Source organism: Butyrivibrio sp. (genome assembly GCF_015056685.1).
In the GTDB taxonomy this organism is placed as follows: domain Bacteria; phylum Bacillota; class Clostridia; order Lachnospirales; family Lachnospiraceae; genus Butyrivibrio.
The window spans coordinates 186,854-206,037 of record NZ_SVFW01000001.1; the positions used below are offsets into that span (position 1 = coordinate 186,854).

General features: G+C 41.4%; 15 protein-coding genes. 4 read left to right on the forward strand and 11 right to left on the reverse strand.

Annotated elements, in window-relative coordinates:
* Nucleotides 1–4 precede the first annotated feature (4 nt).
* The 4 genes from E7303_RS00795 to E7303_RS00810 are packed head-to-tail and all read right to left on the reverse strand — an operon-like array spanning nucleotide 5 to nucleotide 4,572.
* Nucleotides 5–799, reverse strand: a complete 795-nt coding sequence (locus E7303_RS00795) for an acyl-CoA dehydratase activase (RefSeq protein WP_022776354.1) — start codon at nucleotides 797–799, stop codon at nucleotides 5–7.
* Nucleotides 800–817: 18 nt separating this feature from the next.
* Nucleotides 818–2,593, reverse strand: coding sequence for a 2-hydroxyacyl-CoA dehydratase family protein (locus E7303_RS00800; protein WP_292143393.1), 1,776 nt, complete (start codon nucleotides 2,591–2,593; stop codon nucleotides 818–820).
* Nucleotides 2,590–3,795 carry a 2-hydroxyacyl-CoA dehydratase family protein gene (locus E7303_RS00805; protein ID WP_292143394.1) on the reverse strand — a complete coding sequence of 402 codons (1,206 nt, stop codon included), beginning with the start codon at nucleotides 3,793–3,795 and terminating at the stop codon, nucleotides 2,590–2,592. The genes E7303_RS00800 and E7303_RS00805 overlap by 4 nt, the downstream gene beginning before the upstream one ends.
* 18 nt (nucleotides 3,796–3,813) lie before the next feature.
* On the reverse strand, nucleotides 3,814–4,572 hold the full coding sequence (locus E7303_RS00810) for an ATP-binding protein (RefSeq protein WP_103870341.1): 759 nt from the start codon (nucleotides 4,570–4,572) through the stop codon (nucleotides 3,814–3,816).
* A gap of 211 nt (nucleotides 4,573–4,783) precedes the next feature.
* On the opposite strand from E7303_RS00810, the gene E7303_RS00815 reads away from it, so the two are divergent.
* From E7303_RS00815 to E7303_RS00825, 3 genes are all read left to right on the forward strand, one after another.
* Nucleotides 4,784–5,974, forward strand: a complete 1,191-nt coding sequence (locus tag E7303_RS00815) for a 2-hydroxyacyl-CoA dehydratase family protein (protein WP_292143395.1) — start codon at nucleotides 4,784–4,786, stop codon at nucleotides 5,972–5,974.
* 3 nt (nucleotides 5,975–5,977) lie between these two features.
* Nucleotides 5,978–7,666, forward strand: a complete 1,689-nt coding sequence (locus E7303_RS00820; protein WP_103870340.1) for a 2-hydroxyacyl-CoA dehydratase family protein — start codon at nucleotides 5,978–5,980, stop codon at nucleotides 7,664–7,666.
* Between the two features lie 103 nt (nucleotides 7,667–7,769).
* Nucleotides 7,770–7,982: a hypothetical protein gene (locus tag E7303_RS00825; protein WP_292143396.1), complete on the forward strand. Its 213-nt coding sequence runs from the start codon at nucleotides 7,770–7,772 to the stop codon at nucleotides 7,980–7,982.
* A 740-nt stretch (nucleotides 7,983–8,722) separates the two neighbouring features.
* Here E7303_RS00825 and E7303_RS00830 read toward each other — a convergent pair.
* The 7 genes from E7303_RS00830 to argH form a co-directional block, all read right to left on the reverse strand.
* Complete coding sequence (locus E7303_RS00830; RefSeq protein ID WP_292143397.1) at nucleotides 8,723–9,190, reverse strand: hypothetical protein; 468 nt, start codon at nucleotides 9,188–9,190, stop codon at nucleotides 8,723–8,725.
* 1,159 nt (nucleotides 9,191–10,349) lie between these two features.
* Nucleotides 10,350–10,532, reverse strand: a complete 183-nt coding sequence (locus E7303_RS00835) for a CooT family nickel-binding protein (RefSeq protein WP_022776442.1) — start codon at nucleotides 10,530–10,532, stop codon at nucleotides 10,350–10,352.
* A 6-nt stretch (nucleotides 10,533–10,538) separates the two neighbouring features.
* A complete protein-coding gene (locus E7303_RS00840) occupies nucleotides 10,539–10,829 on the reverse strand; it encodes a hypothetical protein (protein ID WP_292143398.1) in 291 nt (96 codons plus the stop codon).
* A 27-nt stretch (nucleotides 10,830–10,856) separates the two neighbouring features.
* Complete coding sequence (locus tag E7303_RS00845) at nucleotides 10,857–14,357, reverse strand: DNA topoisomerase III (protein ID WP_292143399.1); 3,501 nt, start codon at nucleotides 14,355–14,357, stop codon at nucleotides 10,857–10,859.
* On the reverse strand, nucleotides 14,350–15,726 hold the full coding sequence (locus tag E7303_RS00850; RefSeq protein ID WP_292143400.1) for an ATP-binding protein: 1,377 nt from the start codon (nucleotides 15,724–15,726) through the stop codon (nucleotides 14,350–14,352). Before E7303_RS00850 ends, E7303_RS00845 begins: the two co-directional genes overlap by 8 nt.
* A 25-nt stretch (nucleotides 15,727–15,751) precedes the next feature.
* Complete coding sequence (gene asd / locus E7303_RS00855; RefSeq protein ID WP_292143401.1) at nucleotides 15,752–16,837, reverse strand: aspartate-semialdehyde dehydrogenase; 1,086 nt, start codon at nucleotides 16,835–16,837, stop codon at nucleotides 15,752–15,754.
* A gap of 85 nt (nucleotides 16,838–16,922) precedes the next feature.
* On the reverse strand, nucleotides 16,923–18,305 hold the full coding sequence (gene argH, locus E7303_RS00860) for an argininosuccinate lyase (RefSeq protein WP_292143402.1): 1,383 nt from the start codon (nucleotides 18,303–18,305) through the stop codon (nucleotides 16,923–16,925).
* Between the two features lie 325 nt (nucleotides 18,306–18,630).
* On the opposite strand from argH, the gene E7303_RS00865 reads away from it, so the two are divergent.
* Nucleotides 18,631–19,098: a hypothetical protein gene (locus tag E7303_RS00865; protein WP_292143403.1), complete on the forward strand. Its 468-nt coding sequence runs from the start codon at nucleotides 18,631–18,633 to the stop codon at nucleotides 19,096–19,098.
* Nucleotides 19,099–19,184: the final 86 nt, after the last annotated feature.

The window sequence follows — 19,184 nt, forward strand, 5'->3', positions numbered from 1 at the left end:
TCTTTTAACTTGCAAGTCCCTTTTGTCTTGCGTACTCTGCTGCTCCAAGGGCTCCCATAAGCTGAGGATCAACTGAAAGCTCAACAACTTTCAGCTTAAGAACCTGCTCAATCGCAGCCTTAAGTCCATCGTTTTTAGCGCATCCACCAGAAAGTGTGATGGAATCAGTTGCTCCGGCCTTCTTGGACATAACAAAGCATCTCTTTGCTACTGCCATCTCGATTCCGGCTGCAATCTCATCCATAGGCTTTCCTTCACCAACAAGTGTGATAACCTCTGACTCAGCGAAAACAGTGCACTGAGCAGTGATAGGAATAACGTTCTTTGCAGAAAGAGAAAGCTTTGAGAAGTCTTCAAGAGACATTTCAAAGGAACGAGCCATAGCCTCAAAGAATCTTCCAGTTCCGGCAGCACATTTATCGTTCATGGCGAAGTTTTTAACTGTTCCGTCTGTATCAATGGCGATACCCTTAACGTCCTGTCCACCGATATCAATAATGGCTTTAACGTTTGGATTTGTTACATGTACGCCCATAGCGTGGCATGAGATCTCTGAAATATTCTCATCCGCAAATGGAACCTTGTTTCGTCCGTATCCTGTACCGATAAGGTATGAAAGATCTCTTGTATCGTGAAGTTCAGGTACCTGAGATACAACCTCCTTCATGGCCATCTCAGCTGATTCCTGTGCTACAATCTTGCTCTTAAGTGTAGTGTTTGCAACCATCTTACCGTTCTCATCAACAATAACGGCTTTTGTGTAGGTTGATCCTACGTCACATCCTCCAAAGTATTTCATTATAATCTCCCTCCAATTCTACCAAGTAGTGTCATCTTCAAAATCAACCAATGAAGGATCCACAGGCTCGGCCTTCATCACGGTTCTCATAAACTCATTGACTGTTGCTCGCATGTCTTTTCTTGAAACTGTTCTTGGATCCATCAGGTCGTGGCTGCACCAAAGAAGCTTGATGCCCCTCTCTCTTGCCTGTTCCTCAAAAAGTCCCTGAACAGTAGCCATGTTCTTGCAGGATACATGCTGATACATGAGAACAAAGTCTACATTCCAGATCTCGCACTGTCTCCAGAGCTCTGTAACAACGTGGTCGTAACCGCCATTGGTATGCCTTCTCATGACCATTCGCTCATAGAGTCTAGCCAGGTCCTTAAGTGCCTCGTCCTTATTTTCCGTTTCAAGAGGCTTCGTAAAGTTAAGTGATTCCATCTCAACAAGGATATCTACGCCCCAGCAATTGGCCATCCAGTTGGAGAAGTTAGCATAATAGTGAGCAGGTATCGACCAAACGATCGCTCTGTATTTCATCTTGCCTCTCCATGCTTCATCCCTATGCTCGTAGGCCTTTAGCATGAGCTGGTCGACCTTTTTGAATGTAGAAATGATCCTTGGATCAAGGCCGCCATCCATCTCGTAGTTCCACTTTCTAAAGAGTTCGTAGCATGGTCCTATCAGCTGTGGATGTGGTGTCTGGTTTATCTCCCACTTTTGAAGCTCATACTTTGTTTCTTCGTTAAAGCGCTTCATTGCTGCAAAATATGCATCCCAGCTCCACTTAGCTCCGGTGTTTTCTTCGATGAACTTTATGCATCCTCTTATGTCTTTTACCGCCGCATCCATGATGGACTCGTCCTCATACCTTACCGGGAAAGCCAGGTGATATGTAGGAAGATCCTTGAATCTTCTGCTTGTGTAAGATGATGCCATTACTGAACCGTCACAAGGCATTGAGCTTGAAATGAAGCACGCCCCCATGTGAGGAAGGGCATCAACCACAACCGCTCCGCATTCTGAAGACGGTACAGGACATGTGTCTGACGGAAGTCCATATGACTCAATTGCGTCAATATATGGCATACATGCCAGCTGATCGATCTCAGACAAAAGAAATACCGGCATAAGCTGGTAAGGAATTCCGATAAGATCAGGGAATCCTGCCATTATCTGAGACATTGTCATCTCATCAAAAAGAACTATCTTTTTGGAAAGTGCTGTGCTGTTTCCAACCTTTTCATCGGATTTCATAAGAAGAACGAGATTCTCTGCAACATATCTGAATATTGCATAGATAAGCTCGTGGTGCATCTTCAGCGCTCTTCCGCGAAGTCCCATTGTGTTTTTATCCATAAAGGAGTGACAACAGAAATATGAGATCATCCATCTGTAGTGAACAGCTCCCATCATGGCTGGCACAAGGTCTTTTGAAAATGTGGCAAGAAGCATCGCCCACATTCTTCCCCATTCATAAAAGTCAACCGCTGTGTCTTTTACGCCACGCCACTCTCTTCTTACTGTAGCCATTTTTCCTGTGGCATAGAGCTTTCCGAGCTGCTTTTCTCCGTTTATCACAAGATCTTTTATCTCATCAAGAGACATGTTTTTCAAAAGATCTGCCTCATGAAGGAGCCTCTTTTTAAAGCCCTTTGCATCTTTCCCGATGGACTTTGCAACATCCTTCCAGTCGGTTTCTTTTGCAATTTCTCCGACAATCCCGGCTATTTCTTTTATATTCTCAGCCTGAGCCTTCCAGTCGATCTCATCCTTTAATCTGAAATTTTTGGGGTCTATATATTTCATAGGACGGCCTCCTTTCTGGCACTGTTTCTTATCCTCTTGATCTCAAGAGCTTCAACAAAGGCCTGGAATCTGGTCCGCAGCTGACCGGAGTTATGTACATTGTAAGATCTGTCAATTGAAAGTGTAGGCCAACCGTACTCTTCAGTGAGAATGTGACTTGCAAGCGGTCTTTCAAATGCCCAGAAATCGCAGTACTTCATCTGTTCATAGATGATTCCGTCTGCCTTAAATTCTTTTGCCAGTCTGTCAGCTGTCTCGCGCCTCTGAGTGATCTTCTCTTCAGCCATGTACCTTGGGCATTCGCTGGTCTTCATGTAGTGCCTTGCAATCTGCTTTAGGATGTCCTCATCATCATTAAGGACTATCTCTTCCCTTCCCGGGAATGATCCGTAGCAGTATCTGTCAGCAACTACCATGGCTCCTGACTCTTCAAGAAGTCTTGTAAAATCAAGGTCATCAACTTCAGAGCCCACAACCACTACTCTTGCCCTGTAGAAAGGCTTAGGATCAGTCTTTCTTGCCTTGATCTCCTCTAAGGTTTCTTCAAGCAGCGGAAGTATCTTTTTCGTCGGACAGCAATAACTTACGAGGCATATTACATGGAACTCATAGCCTGTTACCGGCGGATTATCCAGCTTTCTAAGATTGCCAATCTCTGTGATCACCCGGCAAAGTCTGTTGTGTTCTTCAACAGCTTTTCTGATAGCGCTGTCAGAGACATCAGTTCCGAGCTTTTCATGCATCACATCCAAAAGGCGAAGTCTCATCTGTGTTGCAACCTGATCAACATTGTAGTTCTCTACCTTGTATGGAACGTCTGTATGCGTAACAAAAAAGTGTGGTTTTTTATTACAATCCAGTATCTCCAGGTGCTCATAGCATCTGTTCATGGCTGAACACGCATCAACACCTGCTATTCCGTCAAGGAATCCGTACCCGCCCTCAATTCCTCTTTCAAGGAGAGATCTGGCAAACTCGCAGGTATAATTGGACATATAGTAAGTCGATATGTCAATGGAACCTGTCCTTGGCGCTCTCATGCGGACTGAAAAGCAGTTGTCCACGTTAAGGAGTACTTCTGGCATGTGATAGCAGGTATACCCAATTGCATACTCCCCCTGACTTTGAGCTTCTTTTACCATTTCATTTGCCGCATCATCCAGCAAATTTTCAAAAGTAATCAGATGCTTTAAATCTTGCAATTTATCCCCCTTCCAACATCAGATGATGTTTAGATTTTTAAGAGCTGCCCTGGTTCCTTCCAAGATCGTGGAGCCTTCCGGAAGCTCAAATATGTTCTTGCCCTCAATATCATTTTCAGTCATATCATCATCCTGCGGAATGACTGAAATAACTCTTACGCCGCCAATCTCTTTTTCCGTAACTTTTTCAGGGAGCGGTGCCCTGTTTACTATAAGACCAATCTCATCGTACATAACAAGCTCATCAGCTACATTCTTGATGGTTCCGATGATATCAAGTCCTTTCCTGCTCTGGTCCGAAACGCAGATAAGATGCGTAACCTTTTCAAGAACTCTTCTGTTTATCTGCTCAATACCGGCTTCGCCGTCAATAACGACATAGTCAAAATCGTTTGCCACCATCTCGATGACTTTTTTCAGATAAGCATTTATCGCACAATAGCAGCCTGCGGCCTCAGGTCTTCCAATTGCCAGAAAAGCAAAGCCGTTCTGCTCTTCAATGGCATCCATTATCTTGAACTTTGCCTCAGCCAAAATATCCTGAGTATCACGTAGTTTCCCTGTTACATCATCTGCTACACTTTTTCTGATCTGATCAAGGGTATAAGAAGATTTTGCCCCAAGTGAGATCAAAAGTCCCACTGCAGGGTCAGCATCAATTGCCAGAATTTTAGAATCTTTTTTCTCTTCAGTAAGAACGCGCACTATTGCAGCACAAAGCGAAGTCTTCCCCACGCCTCCTTTGCCTGTAAGCGCAATTACGACTGTATTAGCCATTTCTCCCCCCTTATTAGACTTTTGCACAAAGAATATATTAATATCATAATACAATTTAGTTAAATTTAGTACATATTTATGAAAAAAAAGTAAACTTTGTAAATAAACTATGCTATGATTAATTTTAGAAATCTTTGGCATTTCTTTTCATTCAGGGAAACTCTGGACATTCTAAGTCCACAACATAAATAGAGTAGGGGGAAAACATCATATGAAAGATCTCGTTCACATTTTTGAGTTCGAGGACCTTTTACAGGAAGCTGCCAACCCATTAGTGAAAAAAGGTAGAGATGAGGGGCTTAAAGCTTTAGGCTATACCTGTTATTTTATGCCTGAAGTTTTATTGGATCTGCCGGGTTGTTTTTCTGTGCGTCTTCGCGCTCCGCGCTCCACTTCGCCTGAAATGGCAACATACTACATGACAAACAGAACATGCATGTACGGAAGATGCCTTTTAGAAAGGGCCTTAGAGGGGGGCTTTAATTTTCTTGACGCTCAAATGGCAACTGAAACATGTACGGTAACCTGCCGTTTCCAAGAGCATCTCCAGCTTATGGATGTAATTCATAATCCTGATTTCTTCTGTGAATTCACAGATGTACCATTTAAGAAAAATACTAATTCAATTGATCACTATGAACAGCAGCTCAAGGTCCATGTCCTTGACAAGCTTCACGAAAAATTTGGAATCGATACAAGTGATGAAGCTCTTTTAAAGGCTATTGAGCAGCACAATGAAGTCTGCAGACTCATCCAGGAGATCGGCAGCTACAGAAAGCTTAAAAATCCAACAATCACAGGTTGGGAATTTTCTATCATAATGCTCACAACTCTCACATGCCCTAAGCACCTTATCATCGATAAACTCCGTGATATTGCAGAGCAGCTAAAGACAAGAGAACCGGATGTCAAAAAGAATTATCGAGTGAAAGTTCTTTTGACTGGATCTGAGGAAGATGACCCTGACTTCATTAAGCTTATCGAGGAGTGCGGCGCCCTTGTCGTCGCAGACAGGCACTGCTACGGCTCTCTTCCGGGTCGCGAGGAAATTGTGGTAAAAGAAGGCGAGACACCACTTCGCGCAATAGCAAGACATTATCTTGAAACCAGTATGTGTCCTCGTTTCATGGAGCAGCATATAATGCGTGAAAGAAAGCAGTATCTGGCTGACCTTGCTAAGGAATATGACGTAGACGGAATCATCATTTCGCAGATGAAATTCTGCGAGTACTGGAGCTATGAACGCACGATCGATACTCTCATAATTCCAAGAGACTTTGGTATTCCTGTATGCTCCATCGAGAAAGAGTACGTCAACAACGCTGTTGGCCAGTTAAGGACCAGGTTCCAGGCCTTTGTAGAAAGTATTGAGCTTAAAAACTTACGTAAAGAGGGGGCCTAAGACATGAAACTATCAGAGATAAAAGATACTTACAGGAAGCTTTTCGTAGTGGAGAAAAGCCCTGAGGAAAAGAATAAGCCAAAGGATCTGAAAAAAGAGCTCAAGGACTTCTGGTACGGAAAACCTCATGAAGAAAGAAATCTTGGAAAGCTCTATGTTGACGGCACAGGTCTTTACAAACACCGTGAATGGCGAGGCGTAAAGGACACCATGTACTACTTCAACATGATCTGGCTTTACAACTACGCTCATATGGTAACCGACATCATGAAGTATGGCGGTGAAGGTCCAAAGTCACTTGTTGATTTTGCAAAAGGAACCTTCAGATACAGATGGATGGGCCAGACTTACCTTTCCGTTATGCACTGGTTCGACAGAGGTCTTGAGGGCATGCGCGGAGATGCTCTTGCTGCTTCTGCCTGGCACTACAGAGGCATGGTAAGTGAGACAATCCGTCAGTTCATGTGCATGTTTGCTTCAGACAAAAAGTTGCATGGCGGCAAAACTCCTGAAAGATGGAACAAGAACATTGCTCACAACGAAACAGTAAGTGGAAATATCTTTTACCCATTCAGGAAAGAGCTTGAAGATGTGGCTCTTGAGATGATTCCTTACTTCGTTTCAGTTCATGTAAATAACCACACGGTTCTTAACTATATTGATGCAGCGCAGTCCATCGGTCTTCCTGCAGACCCATGTCCAATGTGTCAGGCGGAATACGGACTCTTTGTCCTTGATGATTATCCGGACTACGCTCCCACTATGGTGACTTCCAATGAAGCATGCGATGGTTCTGTTGCTACTTCAGTTCTTCAGGACTGGTTCCTCAACAGACCTCTTTATGCAATGCCACAGCCCATGAGATACGATGATCCTCTTGTTCAGGAGCACTGTCAGAAAGAGATCGAAGGCTGCTGGAAATTCATCGAGGAACAGTATGGAGTTAAATTTGACTGGGATGAATACGTTAAATGGGCTAAGAGCTTTAACAAGCTTACTGAGTTTGAATGGGAAAAATGGGACGTTGCAGCCAACACCAAGTATTATCCTATCAATGGTGTTGCACAGGCTCTTTACAGAATCTACTATTCTCAGGACGGTGACAGGCCAATCTGGCATGAAATGGATGAGCATGTAAAGCGCATCATGAACAAGACTGTAAAGAACAAGATTGAAACCTTCCCAAAGACAAGGCACCGCGCGATTGCCTGGAGCTGCGCTCCTTTGTACTATTCAAACTGGTGCACGTGGGCTTACAACTGCTGGGGAATCAACTGCGTAATAAACATGGACTCTCTTATGTTTGATCAGTACCTCAGAACCGATACTTACGAGCACGCTCTTGAGGATCTTTCCTGGTTCAACGAGAAGGCACCTATGAGAGCCATGGCTGTTGGCGGACACGAGCACATTTTGTCACTCTTTGATTACATGGAACGCTTCAACTGCGATATGGTCATCATGTACGATCAGCTACAGTGCAAAGGAATGCAGGGTATCCACGGCGTATTTGAAGACGAATTCAGAAAGCGCAACATCCACGCAATCTGGGTTCCTCACGCTCTTCCTGATAAGCGCACAGTCTCCAGAAAAGAGATCCGTCGCATCATCAACGATTACATGACAACAGTAATGAGAGAAACTCCTCTGGATCCTTCACTTCTTGATTTCGACGATGACCAGAGCTGGTGATCAGATATAACTAATTATGATAATGCTTAAAGACAAGCTTTGCTGTTAAGGCTATTCACAATTATAAAGCTACAAAAATAATAAATTCATAAGGACAAACGATATGAATAAACTGACAAAATTCTTCTTTAAAATATTTGGAATCTTCGCTGTCATCTATGGAATTCTCTTTGCAGTGTTCTATTTTGACCTGGACGGCAAATTTCTTTTTTACATCTGGGAGCCTATGATGATAAAGCGCTACGACAACATGAAGCGCAAAGACAACACTCTCACTCCTTACACCAAAAAGGAGAATGTTTCTGAAGATTTCTAAATACACAGTTTCATAATCAATATGATATAGTTTTGAAAAAATAATAAAGTAAGCCTTGTTTTCCTTTCCAAAAAGAAAACAAGGCTTTTGTATTATTTGTAATGGGACCGGCCGCCACCATTGACTGAACCTGAGGAAAACGCCCTGGTCTGCGGGCCGACGGTGAGGATGATGGGAACAGTAGATCCATTCATGCACCGTCGGATTCAGCATTGTAGCGTTTTCCTCAGAACCCGTCAATGGCAGGCACCTGCGGTGTGGCTTGGTACAAGGGCCTCGGGCTCTGAATCCGAGAACAGTAGTGACTGTTATACAGGCGGAATGATAAGAATTGAATGAGTATAATAATTCTTATAAATCATTACAATGGTTATCTGTGGGGGCGATTTAACATTGGATAAATGTGGGAGTAGCTGGGATGTAGGATAAGATTGAAAAAACTGTAAGACTTATCCCATTCTATCCAGGCCGATTTTCAGAGGTGTGGGATAAAACATGAAATTCTATCGAAGTTATCCCATAATTTTGACCTTCTGAACACTGCGATTTACCAGAAAGTAGGATAAACGTGAAAAAAACAAAGTTCTTATCCTACAAACCAGCAGAATTGTTAACAAAAATGATAAGAAGAGTGGGATAAAAAGCACATTATTTAAGCACTTATCCCACATTACTCTATGAACAGGCTTTATAGCATACTCAATATGGATTTACTGCTATAAAACAAAAAGTATACTTTTTCAAACTCTATTTTTAATCCTTCTTCTTGCAACCTCTACTGCAGCAAGACTTGATATGGATGCAAGTATGATCAGCAGCAGGAGCTCAAAGTCGTTTCTCTTTTCATCATATGCCGCGCTCCTTGCTACTTCTTCATCTGCAATTACCTGGATTTCATCTACAGAATCCTCTTCTTCATTTTTCTCTCTTTTAAAGTTCTGATCTCCAACCACATAGCTATATGTCGCCTGCAGAGTACTTTCCTCTTTATTTTCTTCTACTTTTTCTTCAATATCGTCCTTATTACTATCTTCTGCTGTCTCTCCAATATCGTTCATATTGTTATCTGCAACACTTTCTTCTACTTTCTCTAATGTAACTGCATTTTCATTAGCAAAACAAACAATTGGATTAACGATCAGGCTGACAGCAATTGCAGTTCCAATCGCTTTTATAGCAAACTTATATAATAAACAGTTCTTTCCCATTATCCCGCTCCTAATAATATGATAGATTTTTCCTCATAAATAAGGTTACCATTCTAAAATCACAAAATCTATCATATAACGTCAGCTATTTGACATTTTATCAATAGTTAACAACCTATTTATATTTTTTTAATATACTGCCCTATTGAATTTTACTCAAAAAAGATATTCAAATTTTTTTAAGTGATTTCTGCAACAATATAAAACTGTCATTACATCACTTTATACACCTGCGGTGTAGCTGGTTTTTTCTGCCTCAGGCTCTGAATCCAGGAACAGTTGGGGCGGACACTTTTTCTACCTACGGGTAATTTTTTAATTTTCTGACCTTTTACCCGTGTTTTATTTGTGCCCATGGGCAATATTTAATTTTCTCTGACTTTTACCCGAGTTATCAAATAATCATTGGGTAAACCTATCATTATTTTCATATTTGCCCAAGCTTGTCCAATAATTCTCGGGTAAAAATCATCTCTTTTATTTCCTTACCCAAATCATTCACTAACTCATGGGTAAAAACCTTCACTTTGTTCTTTTTACCCGCAATGCTCTTTAAAAATGTATAAGGAACCTGAAAATGTGGGATAACTATAGTTAAAAGTTCAACTCTTATCCCACATCTCAGTAAAAACACAAATATACAAGTGGGATAAGAATTACAATACTCTCGCACTTATCCCACATGCAACAGTATAAACCTTACCAGGTCATGTTTTTAAATTGCTCCAAGGCCCATGTCGATTCAATTCCAGCCTTCTACTGTTCTCGGAGTCAGAGCCTGAGGCAATAATCCCCAGCCACACCGCAAGGTGCTTGCCATTGACGGGTTCTGCGGAAAACGCTACAATGCTGAATCCGACGGTGCATGAATCTATCTACTGTTCCCATCATCCTCACCGTCGGCAGAGTTGACAAGACGTTTTCCTCAGGCTCAGTCAATGGTGGCGTACGCAGCTACAACCTATACTTTTCTAAGAAGTTAAATGGATGGTTGAGTGACTTGCTTTTAATAAGTCATTAGAACCGTCCCTGTGTCTTCAAAACACTTGCGCATACACAAAGAGAGAGCATTTTGCTATGAGTAAAACCTCACGCAATAATACTCTCCCTTATCTACCTACGACACTGTTAAATCATAGAAGATGCTGTATACCAACCCTCAACAATCAATCTTTATTACAGCCCCTGTAAGATCTGCGAACTTAAGGCTTCCGGTAAATGTCTTTTGCTCTCCCATCATGTCAGTAAGCGTTATCTTGTCCCCATTTACACTTATTGAGCTTACGTATTCCATAAGGATCTCATCAGGTTTCGAGTCTCTATAAGCTGTTGATAAACACATAATTTATCACTCCTTCTCTTTAGAAGCACATTCGCAGGCTTCTCTAAGTAATTCATTACCCTTTTTAAAGAATTCTGCTGCTTCAAGAACTTTTGCTGAAGCTTCCCCATTTCCAAAATCTTTAAGTTTATCTGCAACCTTCAAAAGCTCCTCAGCATGAGCCTCATTGTGGGCACTCATATGATTCAAAAGAGCTACTGCTTTTTCCTTTGTCTCAATCCCTCCGTGCTCATGGTGATGATGCTCATGTTCGTGCTCACTCCCATGTTCATGTTCATGATGCTCGTGTTCTCCCATTTTTTGTAACCCCCTTTTATATAATTTTTAATTATTAAAATCAAATACTATATTAAACTTCTCATCAAAAGCCAGCTTTGCATCGAAAGGAGTTCCTTTCTTGCTGATAAACCCTGAGATCGTGTCAGTCTTCTTCTCATTGATGAGCTTTGCAAACTGCTCTTTATCGATGTCAATTCCAGCGATCTTACCAACAAAGAAGCTGCAACCTTCGTCGCCCTTTTTGTAGTCCTCACAGCGATAACCCATGTGACCTTTAATGATAGGTTTGCCGCAGATTGGGCACTTTAAGTCTTCTAAAACTTCGTCCTCATTTTCAAAGACAAACCTTATGCCGGTTACTTTGCCGTCTTCATCCTTGCTAAGAGCAAGTGCCGCCTCAAACTTCTTGCCACTCTTTGACTTAAAGCCGCTTATCTTGGAAGTAATGCCAGCGCCCAAAAGCTCTTTAACCTGGGCGTCTTTTAGCTTAACTCCCGCGATCTGACCAATATTGAACTTACAGCTGTTTTCAGGGTCGTCCCTGTTGTAGTTCTTGCAGCCATAGCCAAAAGATGTCTTGATTATCTCGCCGCCACAGACCGGGCACACTACATCCTTGACTACCTGTGCTTCAACATTTTCGAAGTCAAAAGAAATCTCGCTCTTGCCTTCTTCATTTTTCTTAAGCACCAGGCACGCATCAAATTTCTTGTTGGTCTTGCCCTTAAAGCCCCTTATAGTTGATGTATGTCCCTCTTTTAAAAGTTCGATTACATTAGCTTCAGAGAGCTGCTTGGATGCAATCTTACCGATAAAGAACTTACATGACTCAGGGTCCTCTGCTCTAAAATTCTCGCATCCAAAGCCTATGCTCTTTTTGATGATCCGGCCACCGCAGTCAGGGCAGACAACATCTTTTAGATAATCAGGTTCTATGCCGTCAAAATCAAACACTATTGAGAGCTTTCCGTCTTCAACGGTCTTTAATTCAAGCTTTGCATCAAAGCTCTTTTTGCTCTTACTCTTAAAGCCCTTTATGACATCTGTCTTTCTCTCATTGATAAGCGTCCTAAGGGTCTCTATATCAAGCTTTTTGCCTGCTATTTCACCGATGCTGAAATAACATGGATTCTCTTCTTTGGCCCTGTTCTCGCAGGTGATGCCATAGCCGGTCTTTATGATTCTTCCGCCGCAAGCAGGACACTTTAAGTCCTCCACATATTCGGTAGGAACATCTTCAAAGTTAAAGCTAATAACAGGCTTTCCATCTGCATCCTTGGCAAAGATAAGAATTGCACTGAACTTCTGTTTCTTCTTACTTGAAAATCCATCGAGCACATCAGTCTTGCCTTCAGTCAAAAGCTTTTTGACTTCCTCCTCGGATAAGTCTCTTCCTGCAATCTTACCTATACTAAATGAGCACTTTTTGGTCTCATCAAAATAGTTGCTGCAACCATATCCAAAGGAAGTTGTAGTAAGCTCTCCACCACAAACAGGGCACTTTATGCCGATTGGTTTTCTCGAAGCCAGGCCCTTTGCCTCTTTACCTGTGAACTGATTGATATGATTTACAATATCGTGAGTGAGGTCTTTTTCTATGAGCTTACCTGTCTCACGTCTGATGTAGTCTTCGAGCTTACCTCTGTACTCCTTTGCATCAACTGAGCCGTTGTAGATACCCTCAAGGCCTTTTTCCCAGCTGGCTGTCATCTCCGGATTAAGAAGCGTTGGCACAGTCAGATAAACAACCTCGTAGATCATCTCTCCCAGATTCTCAGGTGTTATGATCTGGCTCTTACTCTGGTTCAGATACTTTATGTCGATGAGCTTTTTGATGATACCTGCCCTTGTAGCTGCAGTTCCAATGCCCTTCTTTTTGATTTGCTCACGGAGTTCTTCATCTTCGATAAGATTTCCCGCATTCTCCATAGCTATTACAAGGTCACCGGAAGTGTATCTCTTTGGCGGCGCTGTAGCGCCTTCCCTTATATTCATGCCATTAACGGATATGGAATCTCCCTTGTGAGCTGTCTCCACAAACTTAATGAAATCCTCTTTTGATATTCCAACATCCTCTTCGTCAGAGGTGTTATCTCCTGCCTCACCCTGGCTGTTCTCATTATCGCCTGTATTTTTCTTCTCTTCAGGTATTCCTAAAACAGCTCTAAATCCCGGTGCTGTCATTACTTTTGCTGATGCAAAAAACTTCTCGCCACCTACATCTATCTGGAGTTTAGCCGTTTTATACTCTGCAGGTGGATAGAAAATAGCCAGAAATCTCTTACATATCAAAAGATATACATTCTTTGAAAGAGGTGACAAAGAGTTAATGGCTGCCGTCTGCCCTGTAGGAATGATCGCGTAGTGATCAGTTACCTTGCTGTCATCTGTGTAATAGGACTTCTCGATTCCTTTATACAAACCATTTTTTAGGACATGCTCAGAAAAACCTGAAACCTCTGCTACTCCTGACAATCCCTTTACATTCTTATAGATTTCTTTTGCCACAGCTGTAGTAAGAACTCTGGCATCAGTTCTGGGGTATGTTGTGAGCTTCTTCTCATAGAGTTCCTGCGCGATATCAAGGGTCTGGGATGGGCTTATCTTAAACCTCTTGGTGCACTCAGCCTGAAGCTCTGTAAGGTTGTATAAAAGAGGTGCTTTCTTTTTGGAATTGCCTGTCTCAATACTGTCAATTACAGCAGGCTTTCCCGTCAAAGAATCAATTAAAGCCTTCGCATCCTCTTCCTTTTTGAATCCGTTTTCTTTGTATAAAAGCGGGGACTCAAAAAAGGCTGTTCCGGTAACAGCCTTCCACTCAGCAAGTATATTTGCGTCAGAAAAAGATCCTACGATCCTGTAAAAAGGAGTCTTAACGAAGTTTCTGATCTCCCTCTCTCTTCTGACAACCATTCCCAAAACGCAGGTCATTACCCTGCCAATGGCAATGGCTGTGTATGACTTTGTGGCAGCTGCATCATTTATAAGCTTTCCGTATTTTACTGACAGGGCACGTGAGAAATTGATACCAAGGCTGTAATCCTCGATAGCACGCATGATTCCTGACTCTCCAAGGAGTGCATAATCTGACATAGGCTTTGCCTCTGCTATGCCTCTTTTAACCTCTTCATCAGTCATTGAATCAATCCAGACTCTCAGCTCAGTCATTCCATCTCTGACACCACCGTAGTTTCTGATGTTCTCCTCGATAGTCTGTCCTTCTTTTCCCGAGTCGCCCGCCCAGTAGACAGTATCAATGTCTTCTCTATGCAAAAGAGAATTCACAAGCTTATACTGATCTGCACTGGCCTTAATAACGCCATACTTATAGTTAACAGGTAGAAACGGTAAATCCTCCAGTTTCCACTTTTTGTATTTTTCATCGTATTCTTCAGGGTATACCATCTCCACAAGGTGACCAAAGCACCAGGAAATTACGTAATTATCATTCTCAATATACCCGTTTTTATTACCGGAAACATTAAGCACTCTGGCAAAATCTCTTGCCACAGATGGTTTCTCGGTTATGATAAGTTTTTTAGCCATTTGTTAATTCATCTATTCCAATCAACCGTATCTTGCCAGATGATTTCATAGATGCATCCATAAGCCACGCATCAAATCCTGCGGTTGAAAAGAAATAGTAATAATCTCCCTCAAGTCTTGCTAGTCTTGCGCAGGATTCAAGTTTATCCAAATCTGAATGTGTGATCTGACTCTGCCACTTGCAAAGACACAGCGCTGTATCGCCCGTATCACTTTGCAAGATGATATCAATATCACCATCTTTTCCGAGCCATTGCCCATCATCCCCGATTTCAAATGGGAAAAGACCTTTTTCTTCGGATCTAAAGATATATTCTCTGCATACAGCTTTGAAACTTTCGTTTGCAAAACTTTGAATACCTGCAGATATAAATATATCATAAAATTTGTCAGTCGGCATTAAACGCAGACTACTTTCGTTTGGAAAAATGAACTTAAAATAGAAATTCAAAAGAGGGTCAGCAATCTTGTAAACACCCTTTAAAACATTCTCTCTGCCTGCATTTCCAAAGGAATAACCCTTGCATGCAAAATCATGATGAATAAGGGTTTTCAGATACACTGATATCTTTGCTCTTGAAAAGCCTGTGGCATGGTACAAGTCATTTAGCTTGTTAACGCCTCTGGCCATCTGAGACATGATCGTATTATAAACAGCTGTCTCCCTCAAGGTATACTCTGTAAGCCTTTTAGGTTCGCCGTATAAAAAGCTTCCGGAATCAAGAAAGTTCTTACAGATATTCTCCTTAAAAGAGAGATTATCATCAAAATACTTCCAAAGAGCCGTCTGCCCGCCAAGCACAGAGTAGGTGAGCACCGCATCGCGATAAGACATTTTTGGAAAAAAAGCTCTCATTTCTGAGAAAGGCAGCGGCTTTATTTTCCTGAATCCTGCGATATTCCCTGCAAGATTTCCAAGATTTGCCACCATACTATTCTCAACCCAGTTAATGTCCCGGCTCGCCAAAATAACAAGAATCTGTTTCTGTCTTCCGTTCTCGGAAAGCATCGAAGTAAGTTGCTTCATAAATTCAGAAGCTTTGCCAACGACATTTTCAAAATCATCAAAAACCAGGATGAGTGGAACCTTAGTCACGCCATCAATAAGCGCACTAAAAAACTCTTTAAAATCAGGGAACTCAGATATCTTAACCCCATTTCTTCTAAGCTCACCTGCCCATAGAAAAAGCTGCTCCCTCTCTGATACGGAACGAGCAGTGAAAAAATAATGTCTTCTGTTTTCTATGAATTTTGTCAAAAGAGGCGTAACCTCAATATTCCTGTGGCCGTAGACCACAAGAATATTGGAAAGTCCGCTCTCATAATATCTGTTTAAGAAAGATAAATCTTCTCTTCTTTGTTCTTCCATAGCCCCATAATTAAAGTACTAAGCATTACTTTTTATTTATGTATCCACTTGCTTTAAGGAGCTCAGCGCACTCTACTGCTCCACCTGCTGCTCCACGAAGTGTATTATGTGAAAGACCTACAAACTTGTAATCGTAGATTGTATCCTCACGAAGTCTTCCGATGCTTACACCCATGCCGCCTTCATAGTTAACATCCAAAGCAACCTGTGGTCTGTTGTCGTCCTGCATGTACTGGATGAACTGCTTTGGTGCGCTAGGAAGCTGCAATTTCTGTGGAAGTCCTGAGAAGTTTACAAGCTTTTCAATAAGCTCTTCCTTAGAAACTTTTTTTCTGAACTTAACAAATGCAGCAGCTGTATGACCGTAAAGAACAGGGATTCTGATGCACTGGCATGTTATCTTAACATCATCAGCAGGAACGATCACGCCATTTTCAATCTTACCCCAGATTCTAAGTGGCTCTTTTTCTGACTTCTCTTCCTCACCTGAGATGAAAGGAATAACGTTGCCAACCATTTCAGGCCACTCTTCGAAATTCTTGCCGGCACCTGAAATAGCCTGATATGTTGTAGCAACAACCTCGTATGGCTCGTACTCTTTCCATGCTGTAAGAGCTGGTGTGTAGCTCTGGATTGAGCAGTTAGGCTTAACTGCGATGAAACCATTTGTTGTGCCAAGTCTCTTTTTCTGGAACTCAATAACATCCATGTGCTCAGGGTTGATCTCAGGAATGATCATAGGAACATCCGGAGTCCATCTATGAGCGCTGTTGTTAGAAACTACAGGTGTCTCAGTCTTGGCATATTCCTCTTCAATATGCTTGATCTCATCCTTAGACATGTTAACTGCAGAAAGGACAAAATCTACATCTTCAGAAACGCCCTTTACATCTGTGACATCTTTTACAACGAGGTTCTTTACAGACTCAGGAATTGGGTTATCCATTTTCCATCTCTTGCCTACTGCTTCCTCATAGGTCTGTCCGGCAGAACGTGGGCTTGCTGCAATTGTAGTTACTTCAAACCAAGGATGATTATTGATAATATCAATAAATCTCTGTCCAACCATTCCTGTTCCACCAAGAACTGCTACTTTCAACTTGTCACTCATAATAAAAACTCCTCCTTAATATTGTAAACTCCGTTTTTCATGAAGCGGCGCATATAAACATTTTCAATCGATGCTATTTGTAAATTTACCCAAGGTTATTTATGAACTCATCATTAAGCTTAACTATCTCAGACATGCATTTTAAGCTAGGCGCTCCAATAGTTAAACGCTTGTTAACACATGTCTCCAAGCTAATTTCTTCATATATGTCATTATCGAATAGTTCAGAAAAAGATTTAAGCTCTTCTATGCCAAGATCATCAATCGCGCAGTTTTTATCTATGCAGTATAGCACAAGCCTTCCAATTACTGAATGGGCATCTCTAAATGGCATACCCTTTTTTACCAGATAATCTGCAGCATCTGTGGCATTTGTAAAGCCAAGCATAGCACTTCGTTTCATGTTATCTTTGTTAAACTGAAGAGTAGACAACATCTGCGTGAAAAGGATCAGGCAATTTGACGTATTATCTACTGCATCAAAGAAGGCCTCTTTATCCTCCTGCATGTCCTTGTTATAAGCAAGAGGAATGCCCTTCATGGTAGTTAAAAGAGTCATCAGATCGCCATACACTCTTCCGGTCTTGCCTCTTACAAGCTCTGCTATATCCGGATTCTTTTTCTGAGGCATAATACTTGAGCCTGTGGAATAGGCATCATCAATAGTTACAAATCTGTATTCATTGCTGTTCCAGATAATGATTTCTTCACTGAATCTTGAAAGATGCATCATTACTATAGAAAGAGCTGACATAAACTCGATCAGATAGTCTCTGTCCGAAACTGAGTCCATGCTGTTAAGCGTAGGTCCCTCGAACCCAAGAAGTTTTGCTGTATATTCCCTGTCCAAAGGGTAAGTTGTTCCGGCCAAAGCACCTGCTCCAAGCGGACAATAGTTCATTCTCTTATATATATCCTTCATTCTGAGAAGGTCTCTTTTAAACATCTCAAAGTAAGCGCCGAAGTGATGTGCAAGAGTAACCGGCTGTGCCTTCTGAAGATGAGTAAATCCCGGCATGTAAGTCTCAAGGTTTTCTCCCATGATACCGTTTAGCACCTTTAATATATCTGTCAAAAGACCTGTCACATGCTCTACTTCATCTCTCGCATAGAGCCTCATATCAAGAGCTACCTGATCATTTCTGCTGCGTCCTGTGTGGACCTTTTTACCGGCATCACCGATTCTCTCTATAAGATTCGCTTCAAGAAAACTGTGAATATCCTCATATTTGGTAGTTATTTCAAGCTTGCCACTCTTTACATCTTCCAATATTGAATCAAGACCTTTAACTATGTCTTCCTTCTCTTGCATTGTGATGATGCCCTGTTTTGCAAGCATTTCAGCATGAGCCTTGCTGCCCTTTACATCGACTTCCAGAAATCTCTTGTCGAAAGTAATAGAAGCATTAAAGTTCCATGCAAGTTCATTTATACTGCCTGTAAATCTTCCACCCCAAAGCTGTGCCATCTTCTAATCTCCGATTCGTTTTACTTTGTCAGATTAAAGTCTTAAAAAATTATAATCCTAACTTAACATATATGAAAAGCCCCAAAATCACTAAAATATCAACAAAAATTTCAAAACTAAATTTTATTTCTTGTGTAGAAAAGACAAATGTCCGTTTTACAAAGACATTATATTGCATTTAGTCCTCACTATATTTTTCTAATTCGCAACACCCGGCGAAAAAAGTATGAAATTTTTATTAAAAAAATGTGTTGAAAAAATGAACTGCAATAGTATACTTGTCTCTGTCGGAAAAATAAAAAAAGTATTTGGAGGAAATTTTATAATGGCAAAAGTAAATGATGAAGCAAAGATGAGGCTTCTTAACGAAGCATTCGGAGCAGAAAACTATCTCGCAACTGCATATGCAGTTACAATTCCTGGTGTCAACGTATTTTCAATGTTCGGAGCTATCGGTTATATCATCGGAGAAATTGTAGATAAGGATGGTTTTAAGACAAGACATAACGCTTATCTTGGTGTTACTGCTACAGGTGTAAATGTAGTTATTCTTGATGGCCTCAACAACTCAAAGATCAAAAATGCGATCAAATTCAACTTTGCAGAGTTATCTGATGTCAAGGCAATTGACAAAAAGACATTTGCATCTCTTTACATGGTAAAAGATGGAAAGAAATGCACTCTTCAGCTTCCTAAGAAAATCCTTGGTGCAAAGCTCGCAACTCAGAAAGAGGATGCTTCAGCAGTAGTTGCTAAGGTAAATGAGCTCACCTCTGCTACAAATGTTGCTTAAATATTTAGGTAATCGAGCCTGCAAATATAAAGTCAATAGTAAAATAAGATTTTTCTATAGTTTCAAAAACGTGTATAACTAATAAG

Bases quoted from the DNA above. Each gene is read 5' to 3' on its own strand.
- E7303_RS00795 (WP_022776354.1), bottom strand. From the start codon at position 799: ATGAAATACTTTGGAGGATGTGACGTAGGATCAACCTACACAAAAGCC.
- E7303_RS00800 (WP_292143393.1), bottom strand. From the start codon at position 2,593: ATGAAATATATAGACCCCAAAAATTTCAGATTAAAGGATGAGATCGAC.
- E7303_RS00810 (WP_103870341.1), bottom strand. From the start codon at position 4,572: ATGGCTAATACAGTCGTAATTGCGCTTACAGGCAAAGGAGGCGTGGGG.
- E7303_RS00815 (WP_292143395.1), top strand. From the start codon at position 4,784: ATGAAAGATCTCGTTCACATTTTTGAGTTCGAGGACCTTTTACAGGAA.
- E7303_RS00820 (WP_103870340.1), top strand. From the start codon at position 5,978: ATGAAACTATCAGAGATAAAAGATACTTACAGGAAGCTTTTCGTAGTG.
- E7303_RS00825 (WP_292143396.1), top strand. From the start codon at position 7,770: ATGAATAAACTGACAAAATTCTTCTTTAAAATATTTGGAATCTTCGCT.
- E7303_RS00830 (WP_292143397.1), bottom strand. From the start codon at position 9,190: ATGGGAAAGAACTGTTTATTATATAAGTTTGCTATAAAAGCGATTGGA.
- E7303_RS00835 (WP_022776442.1), bottom strand. From the start codon at position 10,532: ATGTGTTTATCAACAGCTTATAGAGACTCGAAACCTGATGAGATCCTT.
- E7303_RS00840 (WP_292143398.1), bottom strand. From the start codon at position 10,829: ATGGGAGAACACGAGCATCATGAACATGAACATGGGAGTGAGCACGAA.
- E7303_RS00845 (WP_292143399.1), bottom strand. From the start codon at position 14,357: ATGGCTAAAAAACTTATCATAACCGAGAAACCATCTGTGGCAAGAGAT.
- E7303_RS00850 (WP_292143400.1), bottom strand. From the start codon at position 15,726: ATGGAAGAACAAAGAAGAGAAGATTTATCTTTCTTAAACAGATATTAT.
- asd (WP_292143401.1), bottom strand. From the start codon at position 16,837: ATGAGTGACAAGTTGAAAGTAGCAGTTCTTGGTGGAACAGGAATGGTT.
- argH (WP_292143402.1), bottom strand. From the start codon at position 18,305: ATGGCACAGCTTTGGGGTGGAAGATTTACAGGCAGTATAAATGAACTT.
- E7303_RS00865 (WP_292143403.1), top strand. From the start codon at position 18,631: ATGGCAAAAGTAAATGATGAAGCAAAGATGAGGCTTCTTAACGAAGCA.